Source organism: Paenibacillus sp. MDMC362, from assembly GCF_003269305.1.
Taxonomy (GTDB): Bacteria; Bacillota; Bacilli; order Paenibacillales; family Paenibacillaceae; genus Paenibacillus_AQ.
Map to the genome: position 1 here is coordinate 1 of NZ_QLYT01000028.1, position 12596 is coordinate 12596.

Here is a 12596-nt window from a genome sequence, read left to right on the forward strand (position 1 = left end):
CGGCCCCGAAAGTGTCTCGGTTGGAAGTCTGCTCACGAATCGTTCATGGCAGAGCTATCGCACTTGGCTTGACAATCCGTCATATAAAAAAAGAGGGTTGACATAAGCATGTTCCTTCTTGTAACCTGTGATTGTAATCGTTTACGTAATCGATTACACAGCGGAATCATAACTTTTTGAGGTGAACCATGTTTGGCAAAAGCAACCATTAAACAAGTAGCAGCGGCAGCAGGAGTATCCACGGCAACCGTTTCAAGAGTGCTGAACGACAGCGATTATGTAAGCGATGAAATAAAAGAGCGAGTGATGGCGGCGGTGAACCAGTTGAATTACCGTCCAAGCGCTATCGCCCGCAGTCTGAAGCAGGACCGGACTTATATGATTGGGGTCATCGTTCCCGATATTTCCAATCCTTATTTTATGGGGATCTCCAGAGGAATTGAGGACACTGTAGGCAAAGAAGGCTTTCAGCTTATATTTTGCAGCTCGGATGAGAATCCGGACAAGGAAAGGCGATTGCTTAAGCTTATGCAGGAAAAGCGCGTGGATGCCGTCGTATTGGCGACTTCGGGCGGCAATGATCCGGCGATCAAGCAGCTGGCGGATTCCAAAATGCCGATGGTTCTCGTAGACCGAAAGCCGGACTCGCCGGAAGCGGGTTTGACTCTCGATCTGGTAGCCGAGGACAATACCGAGGGAGCATCCCGTCTAACCCGGAAGCTGCTTGAGGATGGTCATACGGTTATTGGTGTGGTTAACGGTCCGACGAGATCCAGCACGGGCAGGGAGCGTCTTGACGGTGTCCGGAAAGCGATGAAGGAACACGGCCTGAACGAGGAACCCATGGTGTATAATGGAGACTTTTCTACGGAGGACGGAATCCGCGCGGTACGTCATTTTCTGGCAACGGAAAGAAGACCAACTGCTGTTATATCCCTGAATAACCGCATGAGTCTCGGTGTTTTGCTTGAGATTGTGCGCAGCGGTCTAAAGATACCGGCCGATATGGCCGTAGCTTCTTTCGGTGAAGTAGAGGCCGGTCCATTACTCAAAGAATCGGGACTCTACTATATGAAGCAGCATCCCTATGACATGGGGATTAAAGCCGGCGAGATTCTCTTGCGTCGAATTCGCGATGAGGCCCCGTTGTCTGAGCCTGAAATAGCGATTTACGGCAATGAAGTGAAACAGCTGGATTGATCACCTTGGCATCGATGCTCCGTATTCCGGTGTGTATGCACAATGTTCCGGAGGAACGGATGTTTCAGCCAAGCGACTGGACCGCCTTTGTTGACTAGAACAGGTCACGGCCGATTAACGGGTATGCAGAGCTTACGGTCCTTTGTACAAATAGGAGGCAGATAACATGAAGCAGTTATACACCATTGGCGTGGATTTCGGTACGGAATCAGGCAGGGCTCTTTTGGTTGATATCACGACCGGGCAAGAAGTTGCTACCCATGTGACACCATACACGCACGGAGTCATGGACGAGGTGCTGGTCCACTCGGGTTTGAAGCTGGAGCAGGATTGGGCGCTGCAGCATCCGGGTGATTACATGGAGGTGCTTCGGCAATCCATCCCGCGTGTTCTGTCGGAGGCAATCGTATCACCGGATCAAGTCATCGGGATCGGCATCGACTTCACGGCATGCACGATGATGCCGCTGGATGCCGGGGGGACTCCGCTGTGCATGCTGGAGGAGTGGAGGGACAATCCGCATAGCTGGGTAAAGCTGTGGAAGCATCACGCGGCACAGGATGAAGCGAACCTGATCAATGAGGCCGCTAAGCGGCGAGGGGAGAAATTTCTTACACGCTACGGAGGGAAGCTGTCCTCGGAGTGGATGCTTGCGAAGTCTTTACAGATTCTGAATGAAGCTCCAGAGCTGTATGAGCAAGCTGCATTATTTATGGAGGCTGCCGATTGGGTGGTCATGCAATTGACCGGTCAGCTCGCACGGAGCAGCTGCACCGCAGGCTATAAAGCCAATTGGCATAAACGGGAGGGATATCCGTCCAAGGAGTTCCTGCAGTCGCTTGACCCGAGGTTCGGGACCCTTGTGGAGGCGAAGCTGAGAGGACCGATCAAGCCACTGGGTTCGAAAGCGGGCGGATTAACCGAATCGATGGCAGCCTTAACCGGGCTTTTGCCGGGTACAGCGGTAGCCGTTGCCAACATTGATGCCCATGCTATGGTGCCGGCCGTTAGTGTCGTAACCCCGGGTAAACTGGTGCTCGCCATGGGAACCTCTACTTGCCATTTGTTATTAAGCGACAAGGAAGTGACGGGTGAAGGCATTTGCGGTGTCGTCGAGGATGGGATCATCCCCGGTTATTACGGGTATGAGGCAGGACAATCGGCTGTTGGCGATATATTCGCCTGGTATGTGGATGAGGCAGTGCCGGAATATGTAAGTCGCAAGGCTGCCGAAGAGCGTCTGGGCATTCATGAGTGGCTTGAGCGGGAAGCGTCGCAATATGAGCCTGGCCAAACCGGGCTGTTGGCTCTCGACTGGTGGAATGGAAGCCGTTCTGTACTGATGGATGCCGATCTGAGCGGTGTCATCCTTGGATTGACCCTGCAGACCAAGCCAGAGGAAATATATCGGGCGCTTCTGGAGGCCACCGCTTTCGGAACGCGAGCAATCATCGAAGCCTTTACCGAAAGCGGAATTGAAGTTAAGGAGCTCTATGCTTGCGGTGGATTGCCGCAGCGAAACCGGCTGCTGATGCAAATCTATGCTGATGTTACCGGCAAGGAAATCAAAGTAGCGGATACCGTCCAGACGGCTGCTTTTGGTGCAGCTATGTTCGGCGCCGTGGCGGCAGGCAAAGAGCGGGGAGGCTTTGAGAGCATCGTAGAGGCAGCAGAATCCATGGCTCGTGTTCGTGAAGAGACCTATAAGCCGATTGAGACCAACGTGCGTGTATATGATCAACTATACAAGGAATATAAAGGACTTCATGATTATTTGGGAAGAGGCGAAAACGGGGTGTTGAAACGCTTGAAAGCATTAAAAAGCGGAAAATCATCGGAATGAACGCAAAAATGAACGCCGGACGGGAAGGATTACGGTCATGATGGTGTTGTGGACGAGGAGGAACCAGGCATAGGGATATTTATCATCTTCGATAGGGGGAATAGTGCGGTCGATGAGGCTTACCTGCGGATGAAGGACCTTCTGGGTTCATTCGTTAAAGAACGGCACGGACCCAATATTACATACTAAAAGGAGTGGTAATAGATGATGAACTTTAATGGACTCAACATGCACCTTGGAAATTTATCTCGGCTGTCCCATGCGCAGACAAGATCCATCAGCGCGGAGAATTTTACCGGTGAAAAAGGAAAGGGCGGCATGGCCACCAACGGCACGGGCGCAGCGGCTTCCAGGGACTTGGGCGTAGGATGGAAGGTCTCCCCTTCCGTGGAGATTTTACCGGGAGAAACGTTTACCATGGGTGACATTCAGGGGCCCGGGGCGATTCAGCATATCTGGCTTACTTGTCATCCGACGTTGTGGCGCAATCTGATTATCCGCATGTATTGGGATGATGAACTGGCCCCTTCGGTTGAGGTGCCCGTCGGTGATTTGTTCTGTAACGGATGGGGCGAGCGCAGCGATGTCAATTCAATTCCGGTTGCCGTGAATCCGGCCGGCGGCATGAACAGCTACTGGCAGATGCCCTTCCGCAAGCATGCCCGATTGACGATGGAGAACCGTGCGCCGGAAAAGGCAGTCCTTTACTATCAAATTGATTATACGTTGACGGAAATTCCGGAAGATGAGGCATATTTTCACGCGCAGTGGCGGAGAACGAATCCCGTTCCTTATAAAGAGGTTTATACCATTCTGGATGGGGTGACTGGACACGGACACTATGTAGGGACTTACCTCGCCTGGCAGGTGAACAATAACGGCTGGTGGGGCGAAGGCGAGATCAAGTTCTATATGGACGGGGATCAGGATTATCCGACCATATGCGGTACGGGAACAGAAGATTATTTTGGCGGAGCCTGGAATTGGGAGCAGCCGATTGGTACCTATAGAACCTACTCCACGCCATATTTGGGGATGCACCAAGTGCTGAAGCCGGACGGATTGTATCGAAGCCAGCAGCGTTTTGGCATGTATCGATGGCATGTCATGGATCCAATCCGCTTTCAGAGCGATCTTCGCGTGACCATTCAGGATCTTGGCTGGAGATCCGGAGGGAGGTATCTTCCGCAGCAGAGCGATATTGCATCGACTGCGTTCTGGTATCAGGCCGAGCCCCATGCGCCATTTCCAGAGCTTCCGGATAATGATGAGCGGGAGATTATATAAGAGGATCTTATGCTGGTGACTATAAAATTTGACTGAGCATGGTGATGAACCGTCCCTCGCAGTGAATCTGCGCCGTGGACGGTTTTTTGTGTTCCGACGACCAACCATGGTACAACCGGAAACGGAAAACGCACATATTCAGAGTAATTATTGTTACCCTTTAGAGTAATTGTTTATTGACTCACGGAGTAATTTGAAATACCCTATAAAGTAACAGAATGGATATTAGGCATGGAATGTCCACTCTGATTACAGCTGTGAAGGGAGAAAGATGGATGTCACAGGTTCATATGTTACAACCGAATATTCACACGCTTCATGGATTTTTCAGCATGGAACTGGAGCCCGCCCTATACATTCAGTCTGGGGATACTGTCGTGTATCAAACCTTAGATGCGGGTTGGGGACTGGAGAAGCGCGCTGCCCCAGACGCGGCGAGAATGAAGTTTACGAAGCGCAGTACGGAGCGGCAGGAGAAGCAGTTCGGGCATGCGTTAATGGGTCCCATCCATATTCAAGGGGCTAAACCCGGGCTTACATTGGAGATTCAAATCAACGAAATCGTTCCCGGATCATGGGGATGGACCTCTGCCGGAGGTTATCCGAGTTATTGGAACGAGAAGCTGGGTATGGCCCACGCCAAGGAAGTGATGCTGGACTTTGGATTGGATCCCCGGACAATGACAGGCAGAAGCCAGTTCGGAAATTTCAAGTACAGCGTCGGCCTGAAGCCGTTTATGGGGATTCTGGGCATGCCGCCGAATGAAAAAGGTCAGCATACGACTTTTGCACCGCGCCCTTATGGCGGAAATCTTGATTGCAAGGAATTAACGGCCGGGAGCACCTTGTATCTGCCGATCCCGGTGGATGGCGGGCTGTTCTCAACAGGGGATGGACATGCGGCACAGGGAGACGGCGAAGTTAGCGGTCCCGCCCTGGAATGCCCCATGGAGAAGGTGTGTCTAACCTTTCATGTCCGAGACGACATGCCCATAACGATGCCCAGGGCCAAGACGAGTACCGGCTGGCTTACGATGGGGTTTCACGAGGACCTTGACGAAGCCATGTGGATGGCATTAAACGGGATGCTTGATCTCATGACCGAGCTCTACTCTATTTCAAGAACGGAGGCGTACGCCTATGCCAGCTTAACGGTCGATCTAAGGGTAACCCAGATCGTGAATACATTTAAGGGCGTGCACGCATTTTTACCTTTTGGGGCATTGAGGTGAAGGGAACTGAAGGCTGGAGGACTCTGACTAGACTGACTTGCCCAGTCCTTATGATCCGTGGCGTAAAACCACATCCCGGGTTATCATTAGAAGCAGGGAACAATATAGGCTGGCGCAGCCTCAGGCAAACATCGTGGCGTTTGAGGAGCATGATCATCACATTTTTGAACCGGATGTGGAAGTGTTTGTCCGCACCGCAGACTCTCTTCTGAAAGAAATTAGGAAGAACCATCAATCATTTAAAAAGGGTGTACGCACTTGGACAATCTGAAGCTGAATGTATCACTTTTACGACAAAGAGTTCCGAACCTGACCAGCGCAGCCAAATCCGTGGGATTACGGCCGGCCACGGTCTCCAACCTATGTACTGGAAAAATTCCCGTTGGTCGGGCGGAAGTCCGTACCATAGCCGCATTGGCATCTCTGGCAAAATGCAGTCTGGATGAACTGATTCTGCGCGGAGAAAGTGTGGAGATGATTGAAACGGGCATCAAACCGCTTGATCTATTTGCCCCTTTGGCAAAAGGGGGGACCGTTGGTCTGGTCGCCCGTCCCGGAATGGGCCAACTGGTGCTGCTTGGTGAGTTGTTTCATCACCTCAAGCAGGAAGGGTATATGACGATTTTGCTAAAGCCGGATGGCGAATATCCCGAGCTGCAGGACATGCTGAATGACGTAGAACGGGTAGCTTATTCTATAGAAGAAACCTATTCCATTGTGGCGAATGCGAATACCGATCATGAGATTGTGTTTGCAGCGGACAGGGAGCATGTCTTGACCGGCAAAATCTATGACCTTCAGGAACGTTTTCAACAGGAGGGCATACAGCACATCACGACGTTTCTTGTGGACCTCAAAGGTGCGGCTGTGGATGAAGACATGCCTTACGGCCCCCTGGAGACGCTATGGTATTTCGATGCCGATCTGGCGGCAAGACATATGTTTCCTGCCGTGAACCCGTTATACTCTACCTCTTCCGTATCGGAAGGCGTTCACCTGGATCCGGTTCATTTATCGGTCCAACAGCGGGCCCAGAAGCTGCTGCGCCGTTATCGCGAGCTGCGTTCACTGGTTCAGGTACGAGGATTGCAGGCCATTCCGGCATCCGAGACAGAGGTTTACGAGCGGGGATCTCGGCTCGAGGCGTATCTTACGCAGCCATTTTACGTTGCGGAGGCTTATACCGGGTTACCGGGCGAACGGGTGCATTTGCAGGATACGCTGCATGATGTTCAAGCTATTTTGAATGGCAGCATGGATCATCGATCAGTGGAGAGTTTATCCCGGATCGGGAGGCTAAAATAGCATAATATTCATTAAAAGTCGATTTCTCGCAGTTTGTTTATCGGGAATATCGGCTTTTTTGCGTGATTCCGCATAATATAATCCGTATGTCCCATAGATGATAAGAAAAGGCCAGTATATAATATGTGCTAGTCTGTATCGTGCGGATGGCAGGGAGGTTGCACCGGACAACAGAAATGTCATGCTTGTACGGGACACGAGACCATACATAAAGGAGAAATGGGCATGAAGAGAAAAGGTTGGCTTATCGCATTCGCAGCGGCATTATTGTTAACACTTATCGTGGTACCGGTTCAGCAGTCTTTCAGCGCAGAGGGCAATCCGACGGCAACCGCCATTACACAGAGTGCTTTGAACGATCAGTTCCACTTGGATCATGTCGTTAAGATTTACGTGCCTTCAACGGTGAAGGGTGACATTCCGATTACGGATGCAGCCCATCAGAAGTTTGTCGACCAAACGCTAACGAAGCTGTCCGGCTGGTTTGGCGGGGCAACCGCGATTCCGGGCGAAGGGGCATGGGTGGACAATAACAAAACCCTGATCAAGGAAAAAGTAACGATCGTATACGCGTTTGCCGAGAAGCTTGACAAGGACTCGCTAAATCAAGTGGTGGATTATGCGAAGAAGCTTAAGGACGATTTGTCGCAATCCGCAATCTCACTCGAGGTTGACGGCAAACTGTATTTCATCGAATAGTTGATTCTCGAATCAGCGATGAGCTAATAGGGGAGGTCTCCCTGCTGTCTGTCATGGCAGAAGGGAGATGTCCTCTTTATTGCGTTTGCCTATTAATAAAGAAACCTCCACAGATAAAAGGTGGCATAGGATTCCCAGTTCGCCCATGCTGCCGACAGCTCCATTATCTCCTTCTTCGTCGGTTTCGCTTCCAAGCCCAGCAGATGTTTGATGGCATTGTGCAGACCCACATCATCGATGGGAAAAGCCGCCGGCATTCGCAAACATCGCATCAGCACATAGTTAGCCGTCCACGGTCCGATCCCGCGGATGTTGATTAATTGTTTCTCCGCTTGTTTTAAGCTGCCTGCTTCAAGCAGCTGCTCCTTCGTCAATTTCCCTTCGACCATAAGCTGAGCGACTCCAATAAGATACTCGCCTTTTTTCACGGTCATACGAAGCCCGTCCAGCTCTTCCACAAGCAGCGGTGCGATGTCCTCAGGTCTTGGGAAGATCCAATAAACCTCTCCTTCACACTCCACGCGGCGGCCGAAAGCTTCAACGAAACGTCTCTTTAACGTATAGGCATAGGCCAGGTTAATCTGCTGCCCCAAAATGCCCCAGCACAAAGCCTCGAACAGATCGGGAATGCCCATGTTACGAAGTCCATAGAAGGATTGAACGGCTTGACTGAGTAATGGATCTGCCTCCGCCATCGCATAGAACGGTACGAGATCGGTATTCAGATCGAACCAGTCCCGGACATAACCCGCTACTTCCGCCCGCTTGCAGGGATCGGAGGGGGCCGTATTCCCCAAAAACCGAACAAGGATCGCTTGCTCCTGAGGCTCGGCGCTGACTTCAATCACAGCGATCTCACCCTCACCCTCAAGTTGGATCGCCCGGTAGATGCTGTCATTCCGGATATGATAAAGACATTCGTTCGGCGATCTTTGCAAATAATGGAGGTTCTCCGTAAAACTGAACTCCTTCGGTACGAAAAGCCTGATGGCTTCGGTATGATCTTCCCAGCTGTCCCGGGGGAGATGATCCTCCGTTGTATATAGCTTACCGTCATGGTTGTGTTTTTGCACCTGCATCTTCATCGTTTCCTTTCGTGCTTGAACTCTTCTATACTAGTTGTACCATAAACGCAGACCGTATAATTTTGTTATCTTGCTCTTCTATTCCAAAAAGCGTACAACAGGATTATCCTGTGGTTATAATGTTAGCGGAGGTGAGGAAACGTGGCAAACCGAATACAACCGACCGATGCCCAGTGGAAGGCCATTATCAACAACGACAAGGATAGTGACGGCAAGTTTTTCTATGCGGTGCAGACAACGAAAATCTTCTGCAGGCCATCCTGTAAATCCAGACCCCCGAAGTTTGAAAATGTGCGCGTGTTTCAATCGGCGGATGAAGCGAAAGCCGAGCGCTTCCGGCCATGCAAAAGGTGCAAGCCGACGGGTGAGCGTTTACCGGACCATGAATGGATTGAACTTGTCACCGAGTATATCGATAAACACTATACGGATCATTTATCGCTTGATGTCTTGGCCGATGTGAGCCACGGCAGTCCGTACCATCTACACCGGATATTTAAGCGCGTCAAAGGTCAGACCCCGATGGAGTACATTCAGGATTACCGGATCGGCAAGGCCAAGGAGCTCCTGACGAAATCCAGCTTGGCCATTTCGGATATCGGCCATAAGGTGGGCATGGAGAATACGGCTTATTTTATTACGTTGTTTAAGAAGAAGACGGGGATGACGCCCCTTAGTTATCGCGGGCAATATCTGAAACATACAAATGCGGAGGTGCAAGATCATGAAATCCAATCATTCGATTACCATTAACTGGACCCAATTGTGTCATGATACATGGAACGTACACATCGCGGCCACGCCGCAAGGTTTATGCTTCATCGGATCACAGGATCAGCCTTTAACCGAGTTGGAAAGATGGGCGCAATCAAAGTTCCCTGGCTGTGAACTTGTGCAGAACGATGAAGCCATGAAGCCGTATGCTTATGAGTTGGTGGAGTATTTTCAGGGGAAACGCGATCGGTTTGAGGTGGCTATGGATTATAAGGGGACCGCGTTTCAAATGGTAGTATGGAATGCGCTGTGCCAGATCCCGTATGGACAAACCTTCACGTATTCAGACATTGCCAACCAGATTGGAAAGCCGGCAGCTGTTCGAGCTGTAGGAGCGGCTATTGGGGCTAATCCGCTGCTGATAACCGTGCCTTGTCATCGGGTAATTGGCAAAAGCGGTGCATTGACGGGGTATCGCGGGGGGCTTGCCATGAAGACCCGGCTGCTGGAGCTTGAGGGTGAGCGAGCCAGGATGAGGGAGAAGATCAATTATGCCTAATTCATTGCCGCAGCGCATAGCAGGGCTCGATTGGACAGGGATACAAGGAGCTTTGGATGAGCAGGGATATGCGGTCGTTCCAAAGCTCCTGCTGCCTGACGAGTGTGCGGAGATTATCAACACGTATTCGGAAGAGGAGCGGTTTCGCAGCACGATCAATATGGCTAGGCACCGGTTTGGGCTCGGAGAGTACAAGTATTATCAAGCACCGCTGCCAGAACCGCTGCAGCAGCTTCGGGAAGGCTTTTATCCTGAGCTTGCGTTGACCGCTAACCGCTGGTTGACGCAGATTGGACATGAGGAGAGATATCCGGTGAGCTTGGATGAGTTTCTTGGCATGTGCCATGCGCAGGGGCAAGAGCGTTCGACGCCGTTGATATTGAAATATGAAGAAGGCGGCTATAATTGCTTGCATCAGGATTTGTACGGAGATGAATTTTTCCCGTTTCAAGTGGTGTTTGTTCTGAATGAGAAGGAAGTCGATTACACAGGGGGAGAGTTTCTGCTCATCGAGCAGCGGCCGCGTGCACAGAGCCGGGGACATGTGATCACGTTGGAACAAGGAGCGGGGCTAATCTTTCCGACCAACCATCGTCCTGTTCAGGGAACGCGAGGGTATTACCGGACCACGCTCCGGCATGGCGTCGGCACCATTACGTCGGGGACCCGATACAGCCTCGGGATTATTTTTCATGATGCAAAGTAGAGGGGGGCGTGTGTCCACTCATTCATTATGGGATGTGAGGAGAGAAATAGTATAATAGAAGAAAGTGCAGGAATGGGGTGTCCAGGTGAAACAAGAAGTACTCTATAAAACGCCGAAGACCCTGCTCAATAAAGGAACGGGATTCCTGAACGGCTACAGCCATACCTTGAATCCGTATACGGGCTGCACCTTCGCTTGTTCTTATTGCTATGTCCGGCAAATGCCGGTATCGATATTCCGCAATCAGGAATGGGGGAGCTGGGTTGACGTTAAGGTCGAATCTGCTGCTATCCTGCAAAAAGAACTGAGGCGTGCCAAGTCCAAGGGACCCGTCACGATTTTCATGTCTTCCAGCACCGATCCTTACCAGCCGATTGAGGCCAAGGAAGAAGTGACTCGCTCTTTGCTTGAGGTGATGGTCAGCGAACCGCCGGATTTTCTGCTCGTACAGACGCGCAGTCCATTGGTCCGGCGGGATGTTGATCTGCTGCAGCAGTTAGGAGAACGCGTCCGGGTAAGCATGACGGTCGAGACGGACCGCGAGGAGATACGCAAGCATTTTACGCCATCAGCGCCGCCGATCCAAGCGAGACTGAAAACCCTCGAGCTGCTGAGGGACGCGAGGATTCCCGCTCAGGCAGCTATTGCCCCCGTGCTTCCGAGCACGGAGGCTTTCCCGCAGATCCTGCGGCCGCTCGTCCATCGCGTGTGCATCGACGATTATTTCATGGGGGATGGCAGTGGCGGGAAACGTACGAAAAGACTGCCTGTTCAGGCTCTGTACGAGGAGCTTGGGGAGCAGGAATGGTACGACCCCGCTGCTTATCGAACGGTCTACGATCGATTTAGCCGGGAGTTTCCGGTGGAGCAGTTGTTTGAGAGCCAGAAGGGTTTTGAACCTTAAGGTTTAGATTGGCAAGTTTAGAAGAGGATCCGTGATCCGTGGATTAGATAGATTATGATAGGTTTAGGCCAGGACCGGAAGATCGTTTCTGGTCTTTTTTTGTCATGTCTGGCGGTAGATGATTATGGTATGATAGGCGAAAATAACCAGTCAAACGGTAGAGGAGCGAATGAACAATGAAGATGGATTTAACGGATAAAATTGCGTTAATTACGGGAGCCGCGGGCCAGTTAGGGCGTGTCATGGTCAGAACCTTGGCGGAATGCGGCGCGGATGTGGTTATCCATTACCGGGGGAGCCAAGCCAAGGCAGAAGAGCTTCAACGCGAAGTAGAGTCGATGGGCAGACGCGCGTTCACGGTGCAAGCTGATGTCACGGATCAAGCTTCCGTGAATGCCATGCGGGATGCGGTGCTTGCACATTTCGGCGTGCTGCCCCAAATCATTGTTGCCAATGCCGTCGAATCCTATCAATGGACATCCGTCTTGGAGCAAGCGCCGGAAGATTACGAGAGTCAGTTTCAATCCTGTGTCATGCAAAGCGTCTACCTGGCGAAAGCTTTTGTTCCTGCCATGATCGAGCGTCAAGGCGGCCGGTTCATCGGGATCAACACCGAATGTTCAATCCAAAACTTCCCGAGCCAATCGGCTTATGTTGCGGGAAAACGCGGCATGGACGGTGTCTACCGCGTGCTCGCCAAAGAGATCGGCGAGCACGGGATCACCGTCAACCAGGTCGCGCCGGGCTGGACGATCAGCGACCGCGATCGGGAGAACGGAACCGAGCACAGCGCCTCCTATGAGGCCTCCGTTCCATTGAAGCGCCGCGGAACGGACCAGGAGATTGCCAATGCCGTGGCATTCCTGGCTTCGGACTTGTCGTCGTTTATTACCGGGGCATATATTCCAGTGTGTGGCGGGAATGTGATGGTGGGGATCTAGAGTTTCGGTAAATGGAGTGAGCTCAGCAGTGTTCATGAACTTCGTAGATTCTCATTGTGGTGGGGATTTGCGAAGTTCGTGGGTATGGAGTTATCGGAAATTCATGCCGCACAATAGTCGC

General features: G+C 51.6%; 12 protein-coding genes. 11 read left to right on the forward strand and 1 reads right to left on the reverse strand.

The window, feature by feature from the left end:
- The first annotated feature begins 192 nt into the window (after positions 1 to 192).
- The 6 genes from DP091_RS14600 to DP091_RS14630 all read left to right on the forward strand — a co-directional run bounded on the left by DP091_RS14600 (position 193) and on the right by DP091_RS14630 (position 7566).
- Positions 193 to 1200, forward strand: a complete 1008-nt coding sequence (locus tag DP091_RS14600; RefSeq protein WP_113058984.1) for a LacI family DNA-binding transcriptional regulator — start codon at positions 193 to 195, stop codon at positions 1198 to 1200.
- 166 nt (positions 1201 to 1366) lie between these two features.
- Positions 1367 to 3043, forward strand: a complete 1677-nt coding sequence (locus DP091_RS14605; protein WP_113058985.1) for a ribulokinase — start codon at positions 1367 to 1369, stop codon at positions 3041 to 3043.
- 204 nt (positions 3044 to 3247) lie between these two features.
- Entirely contained in the window at positions 3248 to 4330 is a 1083-nt protein-coding gene (locus tag DP091_RS14610; RefSeq protein WP_113058986.1) for a glycoside hydrolase family 172 protein, read from the forward strand.
- A 275-nt stretch (positions 4331 to 4605) separates the two neighbouring features.
- Entirely contained in the window at positions 4606 to 5562 is a 957-nt protein-coding gene (locus DP091_RS14615) for an acetamidase/formamidase family protein (RefSeq protein ID WP_181469812.1), read from the forward strand.
- A 258-nt stretch (positions 5563 to 5820) separates the two neighbouring features.
- Positions 5821 to 6867, forward strand: coding sequence for an ATP synthase beta subunit C-terminal domain-containing protein (locus DP091_RS14625; protein WP_113058988.1), 1047 nt, complete (start codon positions 5821 to 5823; stop codon positions 6865 to 6867).
- A gap of 225 nt (positions 6868 to 7092) precedes the next feature.
- Complete coding sequence (locus DP091_RS14630; RefSeq protein ID WP_071220445.1) at positions 7093 to 7566, forward strand: DUF3574 domain-containing protein; 474 nt, start codon at positions 7093 to 7095, stop codon at positions 7564 to 7566.
- Positions 7567 to 7658: 92 nt separating this feature from the next.
- Here the strand turns inward: DP091_RS14630 and DP091_RS14635 are convergent, their stop codons facing one another.
- Positions 7659 to 8645, reverse strand: coding sequence for a DNA-3-methyladenine glycosylase 2 (locus DP091_RS14635; protein ID WP_146747001.1), 987 nt, complete (start codon positions 8643 to 8645; stop codon positions 7659 to 7661).
- A 147-nt stretch (positions 8646 to 8792) separates the two neighbouring features.
- On the opposite strand from DP091_RS14635, the gene DP091_RS14640 reads away from it, so the two are divergent.
- From DP091_RS14640 to DP091_RS14660, 5 genes are all read left to right on the forward strand, one after another.
- Positions 8793 to 9404 carry a bifunctional transcriptional activator/DNA repair enzyme AdaA gene (locus DP091_RS14640; RefSeq protein WP_113058990.1) on the forward strand — a complete coding sequence of 204 codons (612 nt, stop codon included), beginning with the start codon at positions 8793 to 8795 and terminating at the stop codon, positions 9402 to 9404.
- Positions 9376 to 9924 (forward strand): methylated-DNA--[protein]-cysteine S-methyltransferase, encoded by a 549-nt coding sequence (locus DP091_RS14645; protein WP_113058991.1) that lies wholly within the window; start codon positions 9376 to 9378, stop codon positions 9922 to 9924. The genes DP091_RS14640 and DP091_RS14645 overlap by 29 nt, the downstream gene beginning before the upstream one ends.
- Positions 9917 to 10630, forward strand: coding sequence for a 2OG-Fe(II) oxygenase (locus DP091_RS14650; RefSeq protein WP_113058992.1), 714 nt, complete (start codon positions 9917 to 9919; stop codon positions 10628 to 10630). Before DP091_RS14645 ends, DP091_RS14650 begins: the two co-directional genes overlap by 8 nt.
- Before the next feature lie 85 nt (positions 10631 to 10715).
- The gene (locus DP091_RS14655; RefSeq protein WP_113059037.1) at positions 10716 to 11534 is read left to right on the forward strand and encodes an SPL family radical SAM protein; all 819 of its coding nucleotides are present in this window, start codon (positions 10716 to 10718) and stop codon (positions 11532 to 11534) included.
- A 176-nt stretch (positions 11535 to 11710) separates the two neighbouring features.
- On the forward strand, positions 11711 to 12475 hold the full coding sequence (locus DP091_RS14660) for an SDR family NAD(P)-dependent oxidoreductase (RefSeq protein ID WP_113058993.1): 765 nt from the start codon (positions 11711 to 11713) through the stop codon (positions 12473 to 12475).
- The last annotated feature ends 121 nt before the right edge of the window (positions 12476 to 12596 follow it).

Bases quoted from the DNA above. Each gene is read 5' to 3' on its own strand.
- DP091_RS14615 (WP_181469812.1), top strand. From the start codon at position 4,606: ATGTCACAGGTTCATATGTTACAACCGAATATTCACACGCTTCATGGA.
- DP091_RS14635 (WP_146747001.1), bottom strand. From the start codon at position 8,645: ATGCAGGTGCAAAAACACAACCATGACGGTAAGCTATATACAACGGAG.
- DP091_RS14650 (WP_113058992.1), top strand. From the start codon at position 9,917: ATGCCTAATTCATTGCCGCAGCGCATAGCAGGGCTCGATTGGACAGGG.
- DP091_RS14645 (WP_113058991.1), top strand. From the start codon at position 9,376: ATGAAATCCAATCATTCGATTACCATTAACTGGACCCAATTGTGTCAT.
- DP091_RS14660 (WP_113058993.1), top strand. From the start codon at position 11,711: ATGAAGATGGATTTAACGGATAAAATTGCGTTAATTACGGGAGCCGCG.
- DP091_RS14630 (WP_071220445.1), top strand. From the start codon at position 7,093: ATGAAGAGAAAAGGTTGGCTTATCGCATTCGCAGCGGCATTATTGTTA.
- DP091_RS14610 (WP_113058986.1), top strand. From the start codon at position 3,248: ATGATGAACTTTAATGGACTCAACATGCACCTTGGAAATTTATCTCGG.
- DP091_RS14605 (WP_113058985.1), top strand. From the start codon at position 1,367: ATGAAGCAGTTATACACCATTGGCGTGGATTTCGGTACGGAATCAGGC.